The organism is Streptomyces sp. NRRL F-525 (assembly GCF_000716605.1).
Classification (GTDB): domain Bacteria; phylum Actinomycetota; class Actinomycetes; order Streptomycetales; family Streptomycetaceae; genus Streptomyces.
Genome location: NZ_JNXE01000025.1, coordinates 114,370 through 134,075 on the forward strand (window position 1 = coordinate 114,370; position 19,706 = coordinate 134,075).

The window sequence follows — 19,706 nt, forward strand, 5'->3', positions numbered from 1 at the left end:
GCACCGGCTCAGGGCGTGGTGTAGCTGACCACGGCCCGGGCCGGTCCGCGGAACGCCTCGTCGAACAGCGTGGACCGCTCGACGACGACGTCGACGGCTGTGCCGTTCGCGGCGGTCGACCGGTACTCCCAGGCGGGTACGCGCAGCGCCGAACCGCACAGCCCGTCCGGCAACGGGATCTCGGTGACGGCGTCCACGGGCATCCCGTACTTCTTGTCGAACAGCGCCCTCCCCTCCGGGAGGATGCCCGCACGGCGCAGGAAGTCCTTCGTCCGGCGGCTGGTGAACGTGACCTGGGCGCCGCCGTTCCGTGTGTAGTAGTGCACGTCGGTCGCGTCGGCGGGCAGCGGAGCACCTGCGGCGGTGATCACACCCGACAGCTTCAGATCGCTCCCGGCACAGGCCCGCGCGTCCCCGAACGGAGGGAACAACTCGTCCCGCAGCAGCCAGACGGTCCCACCGGCCAGCGCCGCGAGCACCAGCACGACGATCCCCAGGCACGACCACCGGCGTCGCCGTCCGCCCCCGTCACCCATGAACGCCCCCTCGTCCACACCGGCCGACAGCCTTCCAGCACCGGCCTGGCGCAACAACTCCTTTCCCACCTGTCACAGCCATGTCATACGCTGCTCCCAGCAGCCGCGCCCCGCGCGTCACCGCGTCTCTCATCCGCGGTCACGTCCGGGTGTTGCGCGGCGCTCTCAACTCCCGGTCTCCTGACCGGTTTTCCTTGTGGGGGGAACAGCACGTGCGGATGCGCAGCATCTCGACCGCGACAGCGCTCGCGGTCCTTCTCGGCTCGGCGGCGCTCAGCGTCGTAGCGACAGGTACGGCCTCGGCGGCGACCGCCAACGTGACCACGCCCGGCGGCCTCGTCGCGGACGGCGCCCTCAAGCGGGTGTTCGTCGGCGACGGGTCGGCCGGGACGGTCGCGGCCACGGACTACTCGGGCAACGTCCTCGCCTCGGTCGGCGGCATCAGCGGGGTCACCGCCCTGGCCGTGTCCGACGACGGGACCACCGTGTACGCGGCGGCCCAGGGCACGCACGAGATCGTGGCGCTCGACGCGGCCACCCTCGACGTCAAGGCCCGCTACGCGGTGGCCACCACTGTGGGCCCGCGCTACGTCGCCTTCACCTCGGGCAAGCTCTGGTTCACCTACGGCGACCAGTGGGACAGCAACGTCGGCTCGGTCGACCCGGCCGTGGACCCGGCGAGCGGCACCGACCCGGTGACGCTCGGCCAACAGCCCGAGGGCATCTCGATCGACAACCCGGGCTTCCTCGACGCCGCCGCGTCCAGGCCCGGTGTCCTCGCCCTCGGCGAGACCGGCATCTCCACCGACTCGATGGCCGTCCTGGACGTCTCGGGGGCCACCCCGCAGAAGGTCGCCTACTACTCCGGCGACTACTCGCTCAACAGCGGTATCCACGACATCGACCTGGTGCCCGGCGCCGACGAGGTGCTGGTCAACGGCGCGGTGCGGGACGCGTACGCAGACGGCAAGTTCACCCAGTCGGGCACCTATCCGAGCGGGCAGCAGGCCGACATCGCCCCGGACGGGACGGTCGCGTCGGTCAGCGACACCTCGGTCACGACGTACCGACCGAACGCCACGAAGGCGATCCGCACGTACAACGTCGGCTCCTTCGACACGGCCGCCCTGGCCTGGGCGCCGGACAACTCGCGGATCTTCGCGCTCGTCGGCAGGTCGGGCGGCGGCTACGCGCTCAAGGCGCTGACCGACCCGGAGAAGAACGTCCCGACCCTCACGGTCAGCGCGCCCTCCTCCGCGCCCCGCGCCAAGAAGCTCACCGTCACCGGCAAGCTCTCGGCGAGCGTCGCGCTCCCGGCCGGCGCGAAGCTCCAGGTCACGCGCACCGACCTGGAGTCCACGAAGGGCAAGGCGCTGCCCGCCGTCACGGTGAAGGCGAACGGCACCTACTCCTTCACGGACACCCCGCCGGCCGGCGGCACCGTCACGTACAAGGTGAGCTACGCGGGCGACGCCGGGCACGCGGCGGTCAGCGCCTCCGACAAGGTCGCCGTCTCCCGCTCGGCCACCACCCTGAGCCTGAACAACAACGGCAAGCTGTACTCGTACGGCGCCGACGTGAAGTTCACCGCGCACCTCGGCAAGACCTACAAGAACCGCACGGTCGCGATCTACTCGGACCCCTTCGGCGCCGACAAGCCGAAGAAGCTGGTCAAGACCGGCAAGGTCAACTCCAGCGGCAACATCTCCGTGACCGTGGACATGACCCGCGACACCGCCGTCTCCGCGGTCTTCGCCGGTGACGCCCGCTACGCCTCCAAGACGGTGAAGGCCACGGCGTACGCCAAGGTCAAGGTCTCCACCGCGATCACCAAGCACTACAAGAAGGCGAAGATCGGCTCGACGTCGTACTACTGGTTCCACAAGAACTCGGCGCCGGTCGTCACCACGACGATGACCTACTACCAGAACCGCCAGGAGCGGCTGGACCTGCAGGTCTACTACGACGGCAGGTGGTACGACTCCGACTCGGAGTACTTCGCCCTGAACACGAACGGCAAGGTCGCGGTGAGCCTCGGCGCACCCGGCGAGTCCGGCATCAAGGCCCGCATCCGGGCCGCGTACATCAACGGTTCGTCCGGCGACAACGTCAACTCGACGACGTACACGGGGTGGAAGTACCTGTACTTCTCCAACTAGTACCTGTTTCCCCAGGCGTTGGGGTTCACGGGGTGCCTGGGCAGCCCCGCTTCGAGGACCGTGTGTCCTCGGGGCGGGGCTGTTCGCGTGTCCGCCGGCTAAACCGCGTCCAGCCCCGTCATGAGCTGTCCGTACGCCCCCTCCGCGGCCGCGACCGCGTCGTCGTACGCCTCGTCGGCGGTGCGCCCTGACGTGATCGTCCGCCAGTTCTCGTGCCCCAACTCCTGCTGTACGGCGATCAGATGGGACGCGGCCAGGTGTCTGACGATCGGTGGCGCGGCGCCGGAGCCGGTCGGCAGGGCGTCCGCGAGCGCGTCGATGTCCTGGCTGGTGTACCGCTGTCTCATGCCGACGCGGAGGGTGGGCGTGCGGTGGATGAGGTCCTGGAAGGACAGGATCTCGGGGTGGTCGTTCAGCCCGGTGATCGGGTCGCGGGCGGCGAGTCCGGCCAGGAAGTGGTCGCGCAGGGCCGCGGTCGGGGTCAGACCGGCGGGGCGCTCCCGCACCACGCGGGCCGCTTCGCCGAGGTGGTCGGCGAAGCGGTGCAGGACCAGGTCCTCCTTGGTCGGGAAGTACCGGAACAGCGTGGCCTTGGAGACCTCGGCCGCCGCCGCGACCTCGACGACGGACACCTCGTCGAAACCCTGGGCGCGGAAGAGGCGGAGGGCTTCCTGAGCGATGAGGTTCCGCGTGCGTTCCTTCTTGCGCTCGCGGAGACCGGCGGGTTCGTCCATGCCCTCGACTTTACCAGAATGATGAGACTCGGGATTGGATGAGACCGAGAATCTTCTGAGACCGGGTTGCATTTTCTCGCGGACCGATGTTCCATGGACGGACGACGACGCGTGGACACACGACGACGAGGGGATCTCCATGACCGACGACGGTGTACTGATCGTGGGCGCCGGGCCGACCGGGCTCACGCTGGCCATCGAGCTGGCCCGGCGCGGTGCGGGGGTGCGGATCGTGGACGCGGCCCCGGTCCCGCACCGGGAGTCGCGGGGCAAGGGCCTGCAGCCGCGCACCCTGGAGGTTCTGGAGGACGTCGGCATCACCGGGCGCGCCCTCGCGGCCGGGACGACACGGATGCCGTTCCGCAAGTACTTCGACGGCGCGCACGTGAACGACACGGACCCCTTCGCGGACGCCCGCCCCACCCCCGACGCGCCGTACGAGCGAGGGGTCCTCATAGGGCAGTGGCAGGTGGAGAAGCTCTTGCGCGAGCGGCTCGCGGAGTTCGGGGTCGCCGTCGAGGGCGGCACGGAGGTCACCGGGTTCGGGCAGGACGAGGGCGGTGTCACCGCCGTCCTCGCCGACGGGGAGCGGATCCGGGCCGGTTATCTCGTCGGCTGCGACGGCGGGCGCAGCCGGATCCGCAAGGCGATGGGGGTGCGTTTCGACGGCACGACGGACGAGACCCAGTCGATGGTCGTCGGTGACGTCGAGGCCGAGGGGATCAGCCGGGACGTCTGGCATCAGTGGTTCGCGTCGGACGGGAGCGGAGTCATGCTCTGCCCCATGCCCGGCACGGACTCCTTCCAGTTCCAGGCCGGCCCCGAACTCGACGCGAGCGGCGAGCCGTTGCCGCCGTCACTGGAGAGCTTCCAGCGGATCTTCGACCGGTACGCGCAGGTACCCGGCATCACGCTGACCGACCCGACCTGGCTCTCCCTCTGGCGGGTCAACGTCCGCATGGTCGACCGGATGCGCGTCGGCCGGGTCCTCCTGGCCGGGGACGCCGCCCACATCCACCCGATCGCCGGCGGCCTCGGCATGAACACCGGCATCCAGGACGCCTACAACCTGGGCTGGAAACTGGCCCTCGCGACCGCCGGGCAGGCGGGCCCCGGACTGCTGGACACCTACGAGGAGGAGCGCCTCCCGGTGGCCGCCTGGACGCTGGGCATCACCAGCGACCTGTACGCCCGGGTGCGCGAGGCGGTCAAGGAACCCGGCACCGGCGTGGAGGCCGCGGCCCCGCCCCCTATGGGCACCGGTTACCGCTGGAGTTCCCTCGCCGCCACCGCGACCGCCGGTGACCCCGCCGTCCTGCGCCCCGGCGACCGCGCTCCCGACGCTCCGTGCCTGGACGCCTCGGGCAGCCCGGTCCGGCTCTTCCAGGTGTACGCGGACCCGCGCTTCACGCTGCTCGGCTTCGGGGCCGAAGTCGCGGACGCGGTCGGCAAGTTGGGGGCCGAGCACGGCGATCTGCTGCAGGCGTTCGCGGTGGACGGCGGCGGTGAGCTGCGGGACCACGAGGGGCACGCCCGTCGCGCGTACGGCGTCACCGGCCCGGCGCTGGTGCTGGTCCGCCCCGACAACCACATGGCGCTGCTCACCCGGGACCCGGCAGAAGTGGCCGACTACCTAACCCGAATCACCACATTCCCCCCGAAAGAGTGATACTCGGAGTATGAGCATGGCAACGTATGAAGTGCTGGCCGCGTCGCACAACACGCTCGACGTGGGCGCCGCCTTTCTCGGTGGCCTGCTGATCGCGGGCGCGCTGGTCTGGGCCATCTACTTCGGCATGAAGGTCCGGGACCAGGAACTTCCACGGCCGCTCCCCGAGGAGCAGCCCCACCTCCCCGCGGGCGGCGCCGTCCACGAGATGAGCGAGATGCGGGAGCCCGACGAGATGCCCGTCGCCTCGGAGGAGAAGGAGCGGCTGATGCCGTACCAGCTCCATCACTCCGGGACCAGGACGGGCAAGGACCAGAGCCGGCTGCGCTGGCTGCCCGGGAGGAGCGGTTCCTTCGGCGGGGGCGGCATAGGCCACGTGTGACCGCTGGGTGACGGTGTGGCCTCAGGCCTCCGCCGCGGGCAGCGTCACCTCGAACCGGCAGCCGCCCGACACGTTCCGTACGGCGGCCCGTCCCTGATGCGCCTCTACGATCCCGCGCACGATGGCGAGCCCCAGCCCGGCTCCGGCGGGCGGGGTCCGGGCGTGCGTGCCGCGCCACCCGGTGTCGAAGACGCGCGGCAGATCGTCCTCCGGGATCCCGCCGCACCCGTCCGTCACCGACAGCACGACCCCGTCGGCGGTCCGCTCGGCGGCGATGGCCACCGTGCCGTCGGCGGGCGTCCGGCGGATCGCGTTGACCAGCAGATTCCCCAGCACCCGGCTCATCTCCTTGCCGTCGACCTCGACGGGCACCGGTTCGATCCGGTCGCCGACCAGCCGTACGCCGTGCTCGCGCGCGAGCGGGTCCGCGCCGGCGAGGGCGTCGCCGATGAGGTCGTACAGGGACATGCGGGAGCGGGTGAGGGCGAGCGAGCCGGCGTGGATGCGGGAGAGTTCGAAGAGGTCGCCGACCATGTCGTTGAGGCGTTCCACCTCGGTGCGGATCTGGCGGAGGTAGCGGCCGGGGTCGGCGGCGACCCCGTCCTCCAGGGCCTCGGACATCGCGCGGAGACCGGCCAGCGGGGTGCGCAGGTCGTGCGAGATCCAGGCGACGAGTTCACGGCGGGAGGACTCCAACGCCCGTTCGCGGTCGCGGGATTCGGCGAGTTTGGCGCTGGTGGCGGCCAACTCGCGGCTGACGTCGGCGAGTTCGGCATTGGCGGGGCGGGCCGGGGCGGAGTAGTCGCCGCCGTCGCCGAAGTCGCGGGCGGCGAGGACGAGTTCGCGGCTGCGGGCGACGACCCAGCGGCCGAGCAGCAGGGCGGTGAGCAGGGAGACGACGGCGGCCATCGCGACCACGGTCGTGACCACGGACAGATCGTGCCGGGACAGGAACATCGCCTGCGCCACGGCGAGCGTCCCGGCGAGCATCGCGGTCACCGCGACCGCGGCGACGACGGACACGGACGCGGTGAGCGAGCGTCGGCGCAGCAACCACAGGGCACCGGCCCCGAGCACTCCGGCGGCAGCGGCTCCGAGAAAGGCGAACAGGGCGATGAGCAGGGCGTCACGCATGACCGGTCAGTCCTCCTCGGTGCCGGTGGGATCGAAGCGGTATCCGATCCCCCACACCGTCTGGATGAACCGCGGCCGCCCCGGATCGTCCTCGACCTTCCCGCGCAGCCGCCGTACGTGCACGGTGACGGTCGACAGATCACCGAAGTCCCACCCCCACACCTCGCGCATCAGATCCTCCCGCCCGTACACCCGCCCCGGATTCCGGAGGAAGAAGGCGAGAAGGTCGAACTCCCGGTGGGTGAGGGAGAGTTCGGCACCGTCCTTGGTGGCGCGGCGGGCGGCGCGGTCGAGGGTCAGTCCCCCGGCGCTGAGCGGGGTCGCGGGTCCGACGGGCGACCGGGACCGCCGCAGCACCGACTCCACCCGCAGCACCAGCTCCCTCGGGCTGAACGGCTTGGTGACGTAGTCGTCGGCCCCGACCTCCAGCCCCAGGATCCGGTCGTCCTCGTCCCCGCGAGCGGTCAGCATGATCACCGGCACGGGCCCGCGCCCCCGCATCCGCCGGCAGACCTCCAGCCCGTCCATCCCCGGCAGCATCAGATCGAGCACGACGAGATCGGGCCAGTGGGCGTCGGCCCGGGCCAGCGCCTCCGGCCCGTCGGCGGCCCGTTCCACGACATATCCGGCCCGGTCGAGATACCCGGAGACGACCTCGGCGACGGTCGGATCGTCATCGACGACCAGCACCCGGGCGCCGACCGCCCCCTCGGCCTTCCCGGCCTTCTCGTACGACTGCTGCATGCGGCCAGCCTCGCACCACGACGACTCCGACGTGCCGCCGCACCGGCTCCGGGCACCGGACGTCCGTGTTTCGTAAGATCCGCCGGCCTCAGCCGAACCGCCTGCGGACCGACAGAAGCGCGATGTATCCGCCCACCGCCAGGGGCACGCCCACCGCGCACAGCAGGACGCTCGCGGCCGAGCCGAAGGCCGTCAGTGACGTCCCGGTCAGGGCCACCGCGGCAGCGGCGGACTCCGCCCGGAGCTGCGGCGCCGTACGCCTGCTGCTCCCGGGCTTGACGAGCTGGCGGCCGAGAAGGATCTGCACGGCGTTGACCGCGGCCATGACGGCGGCGAGCACGCCCACGACGAGCATGTATATGTCGGGCACGGCGAGAAACTACCGTGCCCGCACCAGCCGGAACGCGCCGCCCTCGGCGTCGGCTTCTTCATGAGGGGCTACGGCGGCGCGCCCGTCCAGCGCCGCCGGCCTGGAGCGGGCCGTGGCGGCGGGACGGGCGGGGGTGGTGGCGCGGGTCTCTAGCGCCTGGCCCCGGACGCCGCCGGGTCGTACACCGCCAGGGCCCAGATCACGAACACGTCCACCGCGATCATGATCACCGACCAGACCGGGGCGTACGGGAGGAACATGAACTGGAGGATCGCGCTGAGGCTCGCGAGGACGATGCCGCAGACGCGGGCCCAGCTCATGCCGCTGAGGATGCCCCAGCCGGTGATCGCGCCCACCGCGCCGAGGCAGATGAGGATGACGCCCCAGCCGGTGAGGTTGATGCTGTAGACGTACGAGCCGACGCGGGTGTACACGTCGTCCTTCGCGAGGGCGGAGATGCCCTGGAGGATGGCGATGACACCGTTCATCAGCATCAGGACACCGGCGAAGACCGCGCCGCCGGCCGCGAGGCCGCCGCCGGACGGGGGCGCGCCGTGGCCCCGGGTGCCGGGGGCCTGGCCGGCGTCGTTCCAGGCCGGGGGCTGCTCCTGGCCGCCGGCGGACGGCGAGTGCGGCTGCTGCGTCGAGTGCGGCTGCTGGGTCATGGCCGTACCCCACCTCTCTGTGGTGTGTGGTGCTTCGACCATCCGGCCGCCGCACCCCCTCCACCAGGGGGGTTACGCCATACGGGTGACACCCGACGGAGCGCCCGGTTCGGGCCCCGGACCCGGTTCCGCCGCCAGGAACTCCACCACCGCCAGCGCGAAGAGCAGCGCGAGGCCCAGCCCGACCACCACCCACCCCGTCGGACGCGACCACAGCAGATACGCCAGCAGCGCCCCGCCCACCAGCACCCAGCCGAGCCACGTCCGGTACCGGCGCACGAACGGCCCCACCGGCCCGGTCCGCAGCCCCGCCCCGTCGGCGACCGCCCGCACCGCCCCGATCCCGGACGTCCACAGCCGTCGTACGAGACCGGCCCGGCGGCCCGGGCCCGTCAGCCAGGCGGCCAGCGCGACCACCACGCCGAGCGCCACGACCATCCGTACGCTCGTGTGCAGGAAACGGGTCAGCGCGTCGTACACCGCGGCGGCCGCCCCCGGTGACACTCCCGCCGGGAGCGCGTCCAGGTAGACGGCGCGGAAGATCCGTAGCGCGATGCCCAGCAGGGCCGTCGCGGCGGCCACGCCCAGCGCGCCCGTCACCAGCGCGCGCCGCCTCCGTCGCGCCAGCAGGACGCCCGCCGCGACCAGCAGCACGGCCACCAACGGCAGCCAGGTACCGGCGAGTTGGAGGAGGCGGAAGTACGTCTTGTACGTGTCGAGGTCGTCGCTCTTGAGGAGCGTGATCGACGTGTGGATCTCGGGGAGCTTCCCGGCGACGGTCATCCCCTCGTCGACCAGCCGCTGTTTCACCTGGTCCACCACTGGCCCCACGTCGAGCGTCACCGCGCCGTCGTCGAGCCGTACCGCACCACCGCCACTGCCGGTCAGGGCTTTGTCCACAGCGCTGTGGACACGGCGGTTCGCGTCCTTCCAGATCGTGGCGAAGGCGCGCGATGCCGCGACCGCCTGCGCCTTGTCGTGGACGAAGGCGCGGACCGAGTCCTCCAGCGAACCGCCCAGCGCCCCCAACGCCTTTTCCAGCAGCGGTCGTTGGGCGGGCGCCACACCGGACAGCAGGGCGGTGAGGTCGAGGCGGTCCATCACGGCCGAGGTCACCCGGTTCGCGACGGCGTTCTGGATGTCCGGGTCGGAGGCGAGCGGCGCGACGGTCTTCACGTAGCGGTCCGTGTCCCCCACCGTGTCCGCCGTCCACGCGGCCACCACGCCGAGCGGCGCGAGCACACACCCCACGATCACCAGCACCACGGCGAGCAGCGAACGCACCCGGTGCCGCGGCCGCCGCTCCGCCTCCAGCTCGGCCACCCGCGCCCGCAGCCGGTCGAGTTCCGTCACCTCTGCCTCCTCCGCGCGTGTGCCTCCCAGCGCATCCCCGATGACCCGGGGCCGCGAGCAGTGCCGCGCCGTTCGGGTGACGCCGGCATGCGGCCGTACGGCATCGGAACTTCACTGGAGGGACGACCCGACCGACTCACGGAGGCGACATGGCCCGGAACAGGCGCGCTGCGGTACGTGCGGCGGCAGCTGTGTCGCTTGGCCTAACCGGTCTGGCCGGGTTGACCGGTTGTTCTGACGACAGCACTCCGGCCTCCGTCGCCAGCAAGGCCGCGTCCGCCGTCGCGTCCGTCGGCGCGCAGGCCACCGGCGCGATCGCGTCGGCCACCGCCGAGGCCGGCCGCAAGCTCGACGACGTCAAGAACGGCGTCGACGCGAAGGACGCCGTCCACCTCGCCGCCCCCACCACCGACTCGGCCGGCCGCAGCACCGTCGAGGTCACCGTCGACAACACCGCCGGCTCGGCCAAGTCCTTCGCCGTACAGGTGGAGTTCAAGGACGAGGGCGGCAATCTGCTCGACACCGTCGTCGTCACCGTCTCCCACGTCCCGTCCCACAAGTCCGCCACGGCGACCGCCCGCAGCAACCGCAAGCTGTCCGGCGGCGTGAAGGCCGACGTGGGGACGGCGCTGCGGTACTGAGTCCCCTACCGCTGCCGCGCCTTCGCGAACTCCCTGAGGAACAGCGCCTCTACGTGCGCCATGTGCTCGATCTCCGAGGGGTCGACGCTCTCGTTCGGGGCGTGGATGAGGCACCGGGGTTCCTCGACGCCCATGAGGATGATTTCGGCGCGGGGGTAGGTCTCGGCGAGGACGTTGCACAGCGGGATGGAGCCGCCCTGGCCGAGGAAGGCGAGGGGTTTGCCGTAGACCTGCTCCATCGCGGTGCCGAGCGCGGTGTACGCCGGGCCGTCGGTGGCCGCGCGGAACGGTGAGCCGGTGCCCTCCGTCTCGACCGTCACCTTCGCACCCCAAGGGGCCGCGTCCGTAAGGTGGTTGGTCAATGCCTCGCGGGCGGCGCCGGGGTCCGTGCCGGGCGGTACGCGCAGGCTGACGCGGGCGCGGGCGGTCGCGGGTACGGCCGCCGCCGAGCCGACCACCGGCGGGCAGTCGATGCCGAGGACGGTGACGGCGGGGCGGGACCAGAGGCGGTCGGCGACGGTTCCGGTGCCGGTCAGCTCTACGCCGTCCAGGACGCCCGCGTCCGTACGGAACTGTTGCTCGTCGTAGCCGACACCGTCCCAAGTCCCTTCGCAGTCCAGGCCGTTGACGACCGTGGCGCCGGTCTCCGGGTCGCGGAGCGAGGACAGGATCTGGATCAGGGCGGCGAGGGCATCGGGCGCCGGCCCGCCGAACATGCCCGAATGGACCTCGCCCGCAAGGGTGTTGACCGTGACGACGACGTTCGCGAGCCCGCGCAGGGTGGTGGTCGCGGTGCCGACGCCGACCGCCGCGTTGCCCGTGTCGCAGATCAGCAGCGCGTCCGCGAGGAACTTCTCCGGGTGCTGGGCGACGTACTGCTCAAGGCCGCCCGTGCCCTGCTCCTCCGAGCCCTCCGCGACGAACTTCAGCCCGACCGGGAGGTCTTCGCCCAGCGCGCGCAGGGCGGTGAGGTGCATGACGATGTTGCCCTTGCAGTCGGCGGTGCCGCGTCCGTACCAGCGGCCGTCGCGCTCGGTGAGCGTGAAGGGCGGAGTCGTCCACGCCTTGTCGTCGAGCGGGGGCTGGACGTCGTAGTGGCAGTACAGGAGGACGGTGGGGGCGCCGGGCGGGGGCGGGCGGTGGCCGATCACGGCGTGGCTGCCGTCCGGGGTCTCCGCGAGGTGCACGTCCCGCAGGCCCGCCTCGGTGAACGCGTCGGCGACCCACTGGGCGGCCTTGTGGCACTCCTCGGGCGGGTACTGGCGGGGGTCGGCGACGGAGGGGATCGCGACGAGTTCGGTGAGGTCGTCCTTCGCGCGGGGCATCAACTCGGCTATTCGGGAGGCGAGTTCGGCCATCGTGATCAGTTCCTCACCGTGTTGTCGGTCTTCAGGTCGTCGATCTTGTCCTGGATCTTGTGCAGCTTGTCGGGGCAGTAGATCTCCAGGATCTTGATCTCGGCCCGCAGCGCGGCCGTGTCGCCAATGACCGGGCGCTGGCCGACGAACGCGGCGCCGTTCGAGACGTTGATCTTCCACAGGGCCGACTTCAGGGCGCTGCCTGGGCTCTTGCAGACGATGCCGCCGTCGGTGCCGAGCGCGCGGGCGATCGTCTTGGTCTCGGGCCGGGGATAGCCGGCCGCCACCGCCGCGTCGGCGAGCTGATTCGCCTTGTCCGTGGCCTTGTTGGTGGTCTTCACGCTGTCGTACTGGATGACACCGACGACGGCGAGGGCGACCAGCAGGACGATCGCGCCGACGTAGATCCACCGGTGCTCGGAGGCGAACTTGGTGGGGCTCATGCGGCACCACCGGCCGTGGCGTCCTCCGTGGACGCTTCCGTACGCCAGCCCGGTTTGCGGAACTTGAGGAACGCCCACGGGATCAACAAGCCGAGGATGACGAGCCCGCCGCCGATGATCCCGACGTACGACCAGACGCTGCCGCCGCCGAACTGCGAGGGCGGCACGAAGCCGATCGCGAGGGCGGCGACGGAGGCCAACAGGCCGACGGTGCACAGGAGATGGAGGGCGGGGACGCGGTAGCCGCGAGGGTGGTCGGGCTGGGTCTTCCGCAGGCGCATCGCCGCGACGAACATCAGCAGGTAGACGATCAGATACACCTGCGTGGTGATGGTCGAGAAGATCCAGTACACGTTGGAGACGTTGGGGAGCAGCGCGTACCCGAGGGCGATGACGGTGGTGACGACGCCCTGGGTGACGAGGATGTTCTGCTGCACCCCGAACTTGTTCAACTTCTGCAGGAACGGCGGGAGATAGCCCTCGCTGCGGGAGATCTCCAGCAGGCCCTTGGACGGTCCGGCCAGCCAGGTGAGCATGCCGCCGAGCGACGCGGACACCAGCATCACGGCGGCGATCGGGGTCATCCAGCCGATGTGGAAGTACGAGAAGAACGCGTTGAACGCCTGCATCACACCGGCGGTGAGGCTCGTCTGGTCCGACGGCACGACCCAACTGATCGCCAGGGCGGGGAGGATGAAGATGAGCAGCACCAACCCCATCGCCAGGAACATCGACTTGGGGTACTCCTTCGCCGGGTCCTTCAGCGACGACACGTGGACGGCGTTCATCTCCATGCCGGAGTAGGAGAGGAAGTTGTTGACGATGAGGACCAGGCTGGCGAGGCCCGTCCACTCGGGCAGCAGATGGCTCGACGTCATCGGGGCGGCGGACGGATTCCCCTGGGCGAGGAAGACCATGCCGAGCACGACAAGGATGGTGCCCGGTACGAGAGTTCCGATGATGAGTCCCCAACTGGACAGCCCGGCAAGGGCCTTGGTCCCACGGGACGACACCCACACCCCCGTCCAGTACAGGACCATGATGACGATCGCGGTGTAGAGGCCGTTGGAGGCGAGGGCCGGGTCGATGACGTACGAGATGGTGCTCGCGACGAAGGCGAGCAGGCTCGGGTAGTAGAAGATCGTCATCGCGAACTGGCACCACACGGCGAGGAATCCGAGCGGTTTCGACAGCCCCTCGCTCACCCAGCGGTAGACACCGCCGCTCCAGCCGGAGGCGAGTTCCGCCGAGACCAGCGCGGTCGGCAGCAGGAACACGACCGCCGGGACGAGGTAGAGGAACACGCAGGCCAGGCCGTACACGGCCATCGTCGGGGCGGCCCGCAGGCTGGCCACCGAGGAGGTCGTCATCAGCGCGAGGGTGACCCAGGTGATGGTGGGCGCGGGCCGGGCTCTCGCCGCCGTACGCGCTGCCGGTACCGGTTTCGGCAGGTCGGCGGGGACGTCCATCGAGGCCACGGGCCCTCCCTATGGGTGACTTCCGGGTGGTGTCGCCAGGCTCTGCGGTGGCGGGGGCGGGCGCAGGTCGGGTGGGCCGTTCGGGTGAGGGGCGGGGGCCAGGATGCCGGACAGGTCCGGACCGTCCAGGCTGGGGGGGTGGTTTGAAAAAGTGTGACGCTTTCGTTGGAAGTGTCACACTTTCTGGACTGGGGTGTCGTGGTGGGGGGTCTGCGTAACGGAGGCGGTCGTGGAGCAACAGCGCACGAACCCCGCCGTGCTCGACGAACTCACCGCGTTCCTGGCCCGGTTGACCCGGCTGCTGCTGCGGTCGAGCGGTGAGGGCGCCGAGTTGATCGAGGACTCGGTGCGGACGGCGGCCCGGGCGCTGGGCGGCGAGGCGTCTCTGCTCCTGGTCCCGGACGCGGCGGCGCTCACGGTGACCGTAGGGGTCGGGACGCGGACGGTGACCGTGCGCGGCTTCCCCGAGGTGTTCCGCCTGGACCAGGTCACCGCACTGAAACCCCTGCTCACGGACGTGGAGAAGGGCAACCTCGGTGTCACGGAGGCGGACCGACGGCTGACCAGGATCGAGACCGCCCCCGCCCCCTATCCCTGGCCGCTCAAGCTCCTCGGCATCGTGCTGTTCTCGCTGGGCTTCGCGCCGTTGATGCAACCGACCTGGTACGAGGTCGGATCGACGGCGGTACTGGCCACGATCGCGGCGGCGCTGGCGATCGCGGCGGACCGAGTCCCGCGCCTGGCAAAGGTGTTGCCTCTGGTTGTCTCAACGGTCGTGTCGGTGGTGGCCCTTGAGGTGTTCGCCCGCGAACCCGCCCACGGCGGCCCGGTGTTGCTGATGCTGCCCGCCCTCTTCTTCTTCGTCCCCGGCGACTATCTGAGCGCCGCCACCGCCGAGTTGGCGGCCGGACTCATCACCACCGGCGCGATCCGGCTCGTCTACGCCGTGTTCCTGCTGGTGCAGCTGTATCTGGGAGTGCTGCTGGGCGTGTTCGCGACGGGCACCTCCACGCACGCCCTCTGGGACATCGCGGCGGACTCGGACATGGCGCGCTGGGCCCTCTTCCTCGGCTGGATCGTCTTCACCGCCGGCACGGTCCTGGCCTTCGCGATCCCGCGCCGCCTGTTCTGGCCGCTGCTCCTGCTGGTGTACGTCACCGTCGGCGTGCAGTCGCTGTTCACGAAGCTGGTGGGGGAGGTCGGGGGGACGTTCGTGGCGGCGGCGGTGCTGTCGGCGGCGGCGACGCTACTGGCCCGCGCCGAGCACCGCCCGCCCCGCCTGGTCCTGCTCCTCCCCGGCTTCTTCACCCTCACCGTCGGCTCCCTCGGCATGCGCGGCCTGACGACGCTGGCGGGCGGCCACGTCATCGAGGGCTTCCGTGACCTGCTGAAACTGGTCACGATCGTCACGGCGATCGCGGTGGGGATGGTGTTCGGGGCAGCGCTGACGGAGGGGCGGGGCCGGAAGTCGCCGTAGGAACAGGGGTGTTGGGGTCAGGCCATCCAGAAGAAGACGGCGGTCATCCGCTTCTCCTCCAGGGTGCTGCCGTGGTAACCGGTCGCGCTGTGCACGAGGTTGGCGTGGTAGAGCAACAGGCTGTTGTACTTGTGCGGCACGCGCACGTCTTCTTCAAAAGCATCCGGCGCCACGAACCGAGTACCCAGCGCCTCGACGAGGTTGTTGTGCGGGGCCTGCACGACGTTGCCGCCGAGCCGTCCGCCCGGCAGATGCTGCCGGTAGAAACTCGTCCCGCAGTCCTTCGGCACGGAGGGGTTGAGGTAGAGCACGGCGGCGTACCGGCACAGGGCGCGGGAGTCGGTGTGCGGGCGGGGTTCACTCTCGCCCTTGCCCACGACCTGGATGCAGTTGTGGTTGAGCGTGCCGCCGCCGGGCGCCTTCTCCACCCACAGTTCCTTGACCCCGATCGCCTGCTTCACCAGCCGCTCGATCTGCCCCATCTCGGACGGCTCGAGCCCCGGCATGGTCCGCAGCCCCGGCCAGGTCTCCGACGTGTACGGATACCCCTTGACCCAGTCGTCCTTCGCGAGACACCGCTCCCGTACGGCATCCACGTCCGGGAGCACGTCGTTCAGCACCCAGTAGTCGCGGCCCTTGGTGGGCTTGCGGTACGGGAGAACGGGGAGGGGGGCCTGCTGGCGGGCCCGTTGCTGGGGGTGTGGGGGGAGTGGGGGCATGGGGCCGAACGTATAGCGGGGGTTCGCCAATGCTGTGCCATACACCGGTCAACATTCCGTCAACGACAGGTAGTTGAAGGTCAAGGCCAGGGGGGCGGGTCAGGGAGTGTCGTCCACTGAACCTTCCACGCCCTCCACCTCTTCGACGAACAGTTCCTCGGCGACTGTGACCGTCAGGGCCCGGTCGAACCAGAGAGTGAGGGTGTCGAGGTCGGCGCAGGACGTGACGCGCTCGCGGACGCCCTCAGAGACAAGAACTCCACGCTTCTCCAACAGCCGCAGGATCAACGCGGCCTCGCCTGCGGCTTGTCCCTCGGCCTGCCCTTCGAGATACGCCCTCTCCATGAGGTGGCCCCGGCCGGGGAAGTAGTTGACGAAACCCATGATGCTCCCTCGTTTGTCTTCAACAGCGGGACGATCAAGCCGAGCGGCCCAGTTCGCACCAGACGTACTTGCCCCGGTGGCCGTTCCTGGACAGGGGCTGCCAGCCCCAGAGGTCGGCGCAGGCCTTGACCAGGGCGAGGCCTCGGCCCTCCTCCAGGTCGGTGATCACGGTCAACTCACGTGGGGGCTCCGGGGGTTCGGGGTTCGCGTCCCAGGCGCCGATGCGGAGGACGCTGGGTGACCAGGAGACTCGTAGCGCGGCGGGGCCTTCCGTGTGGCGAACGGCGTTGCCCACCAGCTCCGTTGCGAGGAGTTCGGCGGTGTCGACCAGGGCGATCAGTCCGTGCGTCGTGAGGATCAGGCGGAGGGTGCGGCGGCAGACGGTGACCGAGCGGGGGTCGTTGGGGATGTTGAGGGAGTACTCCCAGGGGGCGGGGTGTTCAGTTTTGGGCATGCGTGAACTCCGGTTCGGTGGTGGGGAGTTGACGTTCGGGGTGGCGGTGGCAGTGCCGCAGCCGTCATGGCAGGACGGAGCGGTGCGCTTCCGGTGACCCGGCGTTTCGCAGCGTGTGCGGCGCATCACTGACGGTAGGGTCCAACGTTGGTCCGCCGCAAGCCGTTGCCGTAATCTGCCCCCGAACGGGGCACCGCCCCAAGGCCGTTGAGGAACGAGGAAGAGCCCATGCCGCGCAGAAGGCAACCCACCGCGCGCCAAGCGCGCCTAGGCGCCGAACTGCAGAAACTGCGCGAGGCAGCCGGGCTCACGGGACGCGAAGCGGCCGCCGCGCTGGGAACCGACGCGGGGCGGCTGAGCCAGATCGAGTCCGGCGTGGCCGGGGTCAGCGGAGAGACCGTGCGCCGGCTTGCCGCCAATTTCGCCTGTGCGGACAGCGAATTGGTCGGCGCGCTCGTGGCCATGGCGACAGACCGGACGGACGGGTGGTGGGAGGAATACCGGAGCCTGCTGCCCACTCCATTCCTGGACCTCTCGGAGCTGGAGCATCACGCCACCTTCTACCAGGACGTCAGCTTCCTGCATGTCCCCGGTCTTCTCCAGACCGAGGACTACGCCCGCAGAGTTCTCGGACACCGGGTTCCTCAACTACCCGAAGGTGAACTTGACTTGCGCGTACGCCACCGTCTGGCGCGGCGCGTGATCCTCGAAGGGGACCGACCGACGTCGTACGAAGCCGTGGTCCACGAGGCGGCCCTGCGTATTCGGGTCGGCAACCGCCCCGCGGCTCGCAACCAACTCACCCGCATCGTCGAGTTCTCGGAAGCGGACCACATCACCGTGCGAGTCATTCCCTTCGATCTGGACGACTTCTCCGGCGCCGACAGCGCCATGGTGTACGTCGGGGGCGCGATGCCTCAGCTCGACACGGTCGTACGCGACGGTCCGCACGGCACTGCCTTCATCGACGCCGAAGCTCAACTAGGCCGTTTTCGAACGCTCTTCCATAGGATGGAGGCCGCGTCACTCGACCCCGCGCGGTCGCGCGACTTCATCCACCAGTTGGCGAAGGAACTGTGAGGCGCCACATGACCGACTCCATACGCTGGCAGAAATCCTCCTTCTCCGGTAGCGGCGACGGCAACGCCTGCGTGGAAATCGGCTGGCAGAAGTCCTCCTTCTCCGGAGGCGGCGACGGGGACGACTGCGTCGAGGTCGCCGCCCTCCCCGGCGTGATCCACCTCCGCGAGAGCGACAACCCCGCCCGGTCCCTCTCCACAAACCCGGAGGGACTTCGCTCGCTGCTGGGTCACATACGTGTCGCCCACGTCTGAACAACAGACGAGCCGGGGCCGGCTCGGCGAGCGAACCGTAAAGGAGAACTCCTCGCCCCGAGACCCAGGTCACATTCAGCCCCTGTCACATTCACGGCCCCCCGTTCCGTCAGTGCTGTGTAACCACCAGCCACGACAGAACAGAGGAGCCCACCATGGGTGCTCGACTGAACCCCTTCGGCAGTCCGGTCGCCGGTAAGGCGCTGAAGCACTTCATCGCCGCGGGCAAGGTCATCGACGACTCGTCACTGCCCGGGGCCACGCAGGAGCTGGTCAAGCTGCGGGCGAGCCAGATCAACGGGTGCGGGTTCTGCACCGACATGCACAGCAAGGACGCGGCCGCCGCGGGTGAGACGGCGGTGCGGCTCAACCTCGTCGCCGCCTGGCGGGAGGCGACCGTGTTCAGCGATGCCGAGCGCGCCGCGCTGGAGCTGGCCGAGGAGGGGACCCGGATCGCGGACTCGGCCGGCGGGGTGTCGGACGACGTGTGGGCGAACGCCGCCAAGCACTACGACGAGGAACAGCTCATGGCGCTCGTCTCGCTGATCGCCCTCATCAACAGCTTCAACCGGATGAACGTCATGCTCACGATGCCCGCCGGCGACTACCAGCCCGGTCAGTTCGCCTGACACGAGCCCGCCAGGGCCGCGTCCCGGAGTGTGCCGGGGTCCAGACCCGTCAGCTCGGCGACGCGGGCCAGGCGGTAGTCCACCGGGTCGGGGTGGAGACCCAGGACTCGGGCCCGCGCCCGGAGTTGACGCCCCGGCAACCGGAGTCACCCCCCGTCACTTGTGACGCGCCCCACTCGGGCTTTACCAAAACCAAAGACTTCGCGCGCTTCCCGGATCCGTACTTCTGACTGTCCGTACCGCCGACGGGCGGTCCACGACACAGGAGGTACGGTGCGCTTTTCGCGGAACGCGACGGGAACGATGGTTGTGGGCGGTGCCCTCAGCCTGACCCTCGTCGCCCTGGCCTATCCGGCAATGCTGGGCGTGACCACGGTCTCCAGCGCTCCCGCTCGCGTGATCGCCAACACGCAGTGGGGGCCGCTGACCGAGGCCGACCGCGACTTCGTGGTCAAGGTGCGTGCGGCAGGGCTGTGGGAGTACCCCGTCGGCCAGATGGGACTGAAGAAGGGGGCGAGCCCGGCGGTCATCACCGCGAGCAAGCACCTGATCGACGGGCACGCGGCGCTGGACTCCACCGTCCGCAAGATCGCCCCCATGCTCAACATCACGATCCCGAACCAGCCCAGCCCGCAGCAGCAGGGGTTCATCAACACCCTGAACGGGGACAGCGGCAAGCAGTTCGACACGGACTTCGCCAACATCCTGCGGGTGACGCACGGTTCGATCTTCGCCACCATCGCGAAGATCCGCGGAACGACCGAGAACACCCTGGTGCGGGTCCTGGCCAACCAGGCCAACGCGACGGTTCTGGACCACATCACGGTGATGGAGGACACCGGACTGGTCAACTTCAGCCAGGTTCTGTTCCAGGAGACGACTCCGCCGAAGTTGCCCGCCGTGGACCTGACCCCGCCGCCGCCCCCCGCGGGCCAGCCGGAGGTGGTGCTCACCCCGCCGGTGAACAGCACCACCCAGCCGCCGGTCCTCCCGGGCGAGGCATCACCCAGCACCAGCCAGACCCCGACCGTGGGGTGAACCCG

The 19,706-nt window shown here is 70.2% G+C and carries 23 protein-coding genes; 9 read left to right on the forward strand and 14 right to left on the reverse strand.

All coding sequences use genetic code 11. The features are described 5' to 3' along the window. Positions 1-8: 8 nt before the first annotated feature. Positions 9-536 carry a hypothetical protein gene (locus tag OO69_RS30740; RefSeq protein WP_051801301.1) on the reverse strand — a complete coding sequence of 176 codons (528 nt, stop codon included), beginning with the start codon at positions 534-536 and terminating at the stop codon, positions 9-11. A 218-nt stretch (positions 537-754) separates the two neighbouring features. Here OO69_RS30740 and OO69_RS30745 point away from each other — a divergent pair, with 218 nt between their 5' ends. Next, positions 755-2,695, forward strand: a complete 1,941-nt coding sequence (locus OO69_RS30745; protein ID WP_078652633.1) for a YncE family protein — start codon at positions 755-757, stop codon at positions 2,693-2,695. A gap of 98 nt (positions 2,696-2,793) precedes the next feature. Here OO69_RS30745 and OO69_RS30750 read toward each other — a convergent pair whose 3' ends face one another. Then, positions 2,794-3,429, reverse strand: a complete 636-nt coding sequence (locus OO69_RS30750) for a TetR family transcriptional regulator (protein WP_033284087.1) — start codon at positions 3,427-3,429, stop codon at positions 2,794-2,796. Between the two features lie 139 nt (positions 3,430-3,568). On the opposite strand from OO69_RS30750, the gene OO69_RS30755 reads away from it, so the two are divergent. Both OO69_RS30755 and OO69_RS30760 read left to right on the forward strand, forming a co-directional pair. Continuing rightward, positions 3,569-5,098 (forward strand): FAD-dependent monooxygenase, encoded by a 1,530-nt coding sequence (locus tag OO69_RS30755; protein WP_033284088.1) that lies wholly within the window; start codon positions 3,569-3,571, stop codon positions 5,096-5,098. 10 nt (positions 5,099-5,108) lie between these two features. Then, the gene (locus OO69_RS30760; RefSeq protein WP_033284089.1) at positions 5,109-5,480 is read left to right on the forward strand and encodes a DUF6479 family protein; all 372 of its coding nucleotides are present in this window, start codon (positions 5,109-5,111) and stop codon (positions 5,478-5,480) included. A gap of 21 nt (positions 5,481-5,501) precedes the next feature. Here OO69_RS30760 and OO69_RS30765 read toward each other — a convergent pair whose 3' ends face one another. The 5 genes from OO69_RS30765 to OO69_RS30785 form a co-directional block, all read right to left on the reverse strand. Then, positions 5,502-6,614: a sensor histidine kinase gene (locus OO69_RS30765; protein ID WP_033284090.1), complete on the reverse strand. Its 1,113-nt coding sequence runs from the start codon at positions 6,612-6,614 to the stop codon at positions 5,502-5,504. 6 nt (positions 6,615-6,620) lie between these two features. Next, on the reverse strand, positions 6,621-7,358 hold the full coding sequence (locus tag OO69_RS30770; protein ID WP_033284091.1) for a response regulator transcription factor: 738 nt from the start codon (positions 7,356-7,358) through the stop codon (positions 6,621-6,623). An 88-nt stretch (positions 7,359-7,446) separates the two neighbouring features. Further along, complete coding sequence (locus OO69_RS30775) at positions 7,447-7,728, reverse strand: hypothetical protein (RefSeq protein WP_033284092.1); 282 nt, start codon at positions 7,726-7,728, stop codon at positions 7,447-7,449. Between the two features lie 149 nt (positions 7,729-7,877). Next, entirely contained in the window at positions 7,878-8,393 is a 516-nt protein-coding gene (locus OO69_RS30780) for a DUF7144 family membrane protein (RefSeq protein WP_033284093.1), read from the reverse strand. Positions 8,394-8,465: 72 nt separating this feature from the next. Next, positions 8,466-9,746: a hypothetical protein gene (locus OO69_RS30785; protein WP_033284094.1), complete on the reverse strand. Its 1,281-nt coding sequence runs from the start codon at positions 9,744-9,746 to the stop codon at positions 8,466-8,468. Positions 9,747-9,895: 149 nt separating this feature from the next. Here OO69_RS30785 and OO69_RS30790 point away from each other — a divergent pair, with 149 nt between their 5' ends. Then, a complete protein-coding gene (locus tag OO69_RS30790; RefSeq protein ID WP_199811064.1) occupies positions 9,896-10,387 on the forward strand; it encodes a hypothetical protein in 492 nt (163 codons plus the stop codon). 5 nt (positions 10,388-10,392) lie between these two features. Here OO69_RS30790 and OO69_RS30795 read toward each other — a convergent pair whose 3' ends face one another. Genes OO69_RS30795 through OO69_RS30805 form a run of 3 tightly spaced genes read right to left on the reverse strand, consistent with a single transcriptional unit; the run spans position 10,393 to position 13,666 of the window. Continuing rightward, positions 10,393-11,745, reverse strand: a complete 1,353-nt coding sequence (locus tag OO69_RS30795; RefSeq protein ID WP_033284096.1) for a dipeptidase — start codon at positions 11,743-11,745, stop codon at positions 10,393-10,395. Between the two features lie 5 nt (positions 11,746-11,750). Beyond that, positions 11,751-12,188 carry a hypothetical protein gene (locus OO69_RS30800; RefSeq protein WP_033284097.1) on the reverse strand — a complete coding sequence of 146 codons (438 nt, stop codon included), beginning with the start codon at positions 12,186-12,188 and terminating at the stop codon, positions 11,751-11,753. Continuing rightward, positions 12,185-13,666 (reverse strand): APC family permease, encoded by a 1,482-nt coding sequence (locus OO69_RS30805; protein ID WP_033284098.1) that lies wholly within the window; start codon positions 13,664-13,666, stop codon positions 12,185-12,187. The genes OO69_RS30800 and OO69_RS30805 overlap by 4 nt, the downstream gene beginning before the upstream one ends. 229 nt (positions 13,667-13,895) lie before the next feature. Here OO69_RS30805 and OO69_RS30810 point away from each other — a divergent pair, with 229 nt between their 5' ends. Beyond that, on the forward strand, positions 13,896-15,143 hold the full coding sequence (locus OO69_RS30810; protein WP_234444574.1) for a threonine/serine exporter family protein: 1,248 nt from the start codon (positions 13,896-13,898) through the stop codon (positions 15,141-15,143). Between the two features lie 17 nt (positions 15,144-15,160). Here OO69_RS30810 and OO69_RS30815 read toward each other — a convergent pair whose 3' ends face one another. The 3 genes from OO69_RS30815 to OO69_RS30825 form a co-directional block, all read right to left on the reverse strand. Beyond that, a complete protein-coding gene (locus OO69_RS30815) occupies positions 15,161-15,862 on the reverse strand; it encodes a DUF6445 family protein (RefSeq protein ID WP_033284145.1) in 702 nt (233 codons plus the stop codon). 99 nt (positions 15,863-15,961) lie between these two features. Further along, positions 15,962-16,246, reverse strand: a complete 285-nt coding sequence (locus tag OO69_RS30820; RefSeq protein WP_033284099.1) for a hypothetical protein — start codon at positions 16,244-16,246, stop codon at positions 15,962-15,964. Between the two features lie 34 nt (positions 16,247-16,280). Then, positions 16,281-16,700: an ATP-binding protein gene (locus tag OO69_RS30825; RefSeq protein WP_033284100.1), complete on the reverse strand. Its 420-nt coding sequence runs from the start codon at positions 16,698-16,700 to the stop codon at positions 16,281-16,283. A 228-nt stretch (positions 16,701-16,928) separates the two neighbouring features. On the opposite strand from OO69_RS30825, the gene OO69_RS30830 reads away from it, so the two are divergent. From OO69_RS30830 to OO69_RS30840, 3 genes are all read left to right on the forward strand, one after another. Next, a complete protein-coding gene (locus OO69_RS30830) occupies positions 16,929-17,780 on the forward strand; it encodes a helix-turn-helix domain-containing protein (protein WP_033284101.1) in 852 nt (283 codons plus the stop codon). An 8-nt stretch (positions 17,781-17,788) separates the two neighbouring features. Beyond that, complete coding sequence (locus OO69_RS30835) at positions 17,789-18,034, forward strand: DUF397 domain-containing protein (RefSeq protein ID WP_051801292.1); 246 nt, start codon at positions 17,789-17,791, stop codon at positions 18,032-18,034. Between the two features lie 155 nt (positions 18,035-18,189). Beyond that, a complete protein-coding gene (locus tag OO69_RS30840) occupies positions 18,190-18,663 on the forward strand; it encodes a carboxymuconolactone decarboxylase family protein (protein ID WP_033284102.1) in 474 nt (157 codons plus the stop codon). Here OO69_RS30840 and OO69_RS53605 read toward each other — a convergent pair. Continuing rightward, positions 18,651-18,803, reverse strand: coding sequence for a helix-turn-helix domain-containing protein (locus tag OO69_RS53605; protein ID WP_078652634.1), 153 nt, complete (start codon positions 18,801-18,803; stop codon positions 18,651-18,653). The genes OO69_RS30840 and OO69_RS53605 overlap by 13 nt on opposite strands. Before the next feature lie 169 nt (positions 18,804-18,972). Between OO69_RS53605 and OO69_RS30845 the strand changes: the two genes are divergently transcribed. Continuing rightward, positions 18,973-19,701, forward strand: coding sequence for a DUF4142 domain-containing protein (locus tag OO69_RS30845; RefSeq protein WP_033284103.1), 729 nt, complete (start codon positions 18,973-18,975; stop codon positions 19,699-19,701). Positions 19,702-19,706 lie beyond the last annotated feature (5 nt).

What these genes read in the sequence shown, in the direction of transcription:
- OO69_RS30740 (WP_051801301.1), bottom strand. Translation starts at nt 536, where the DNA reads ATGGGTGACGGGGGCGGACGGCGACGCCGGTGGTCGTGCCTGGGGATC.
- OO69_RS30745 (WP_078652633.1), top strand. Translation starts at nt 755, where the DNA reads ATGCGCAGCATCTCGACCGCGACAGCGCTCGCGGTCCTTCTCGGCTCG.
- OO69_RS30750 (WP_033284087.1), bottom strand. Translation starts at nt 3,429, where the DNA reads ATGGACGAACCCGCCGGTCTCCGCGAGCGCAAGAAGGAACGCACGCGG.
- OO69_RS30755 (WP_033284088.1), top strand. Translation starts at nt 3,569, where the DNA reads ATGACCGACGACGGTGTACTGATCGTGGGCGCCGGGCCGACCGGGCTC.
- OO69_RS30760 (WP_033284089.1), top strand. Translation starts at nt 5,109, where the DNA reads ATGAGCATGGCAACGTATGAAGTGCTGGCCGCGTCGCACAACACGCTC.
- OO69_RS30765 (WP_033284090.1), bottom strand. Translation starts at nt 6,614, where the DNA reads ATGCGTGACGCCCTGCTCATCGCCCTGTTCGCCTTTCTCGGAGCCGCT.
- OO69_RS30770 (WP_033284091.1), bottom strand. Translation starts at nt 7,358, where the DNA reads ATGCAGCAGTCGTACGAGAAGGCCGGGAAGGCCGAGGGGGCGGTCGGC.
- OO69_RS30780 (WP_033284093.1), bottom strand. Translation starts at nt 8,393, where the DNA reads ATGACCCAGCAGCCGCACTCGACGCAGCAGCCGCACTCGCCGTCCGCC.
- OO69_RS30790 (WP_199811064.1), top strand. Translation starts at nt 9,896, where the DNA reads ATGGCCCGGAACAGGCGCGCTGCGGTACGTGCGGCGGCAGCTGTGTCG.
- OO69_RS30795 (WP_033284096.1), bottom strand. Translation starts at nt 11,745, where the DNA reads ATGGCCGAACTCGCCTCCCGAATAGCCGAGTTGATGCCCCGCGCGAAG.
- OO69_RS30800 (WP_033284097.1), bottom strand. Translation starts at nt 12,188, where the DNA reads ATGAGCCCCACCAAGTTCGCCTCCGAGCACCGGTGGATCTACGTCGGC.
- OO69_RS30815 (WP_033284145.1), bottom strand. Translation starts at nt 15,862, where the DNA reads ATGCCCCCACTCCCCCCACACCCCCAGCAACGGGCCCGCCAGCAGGCC.
- OO69_RS30820 (WP_033284099.1), bottom strand. Translation starts at nt 16,246, where the DNA reads ATGGGTTTCGTCAACTACTTCCCCGGCCGGGGCCACCTCATGGAGAGG.
- OO69_RS30825 (WP_033284100.1), bottom strand. Translation starts at nt 16,700, where the DNA reads ATGCCCAAAACTGAACACCCCGCCCCCTGGGAGTACTCCCTCAACATC.
- OO69_RS30830 (WP_033284101.1), top strand. Translation starts at nt 16,929, where the DNA reads ATGCCGCGCAGAAGGCAACCCACCGCGCGCCAAGCGCGCCTAGGCGCC.
- OO69_RS30835 (WP_051801292.1), top strand. Translation starts at nt 17,789, where the DNA reads ATGACCGACTCCATACGCTGGCAGAAATCCTCCTTCTCCGGTAGCGGC.
- OO69_RS30840 (WP_033284102.1), top strand. Translation starts at nt 18,190, where the DNA reads ATGGGTGCTCGACTGAACCCCTTCGGCAGTCCGGTCGCCGGTAAGGCG.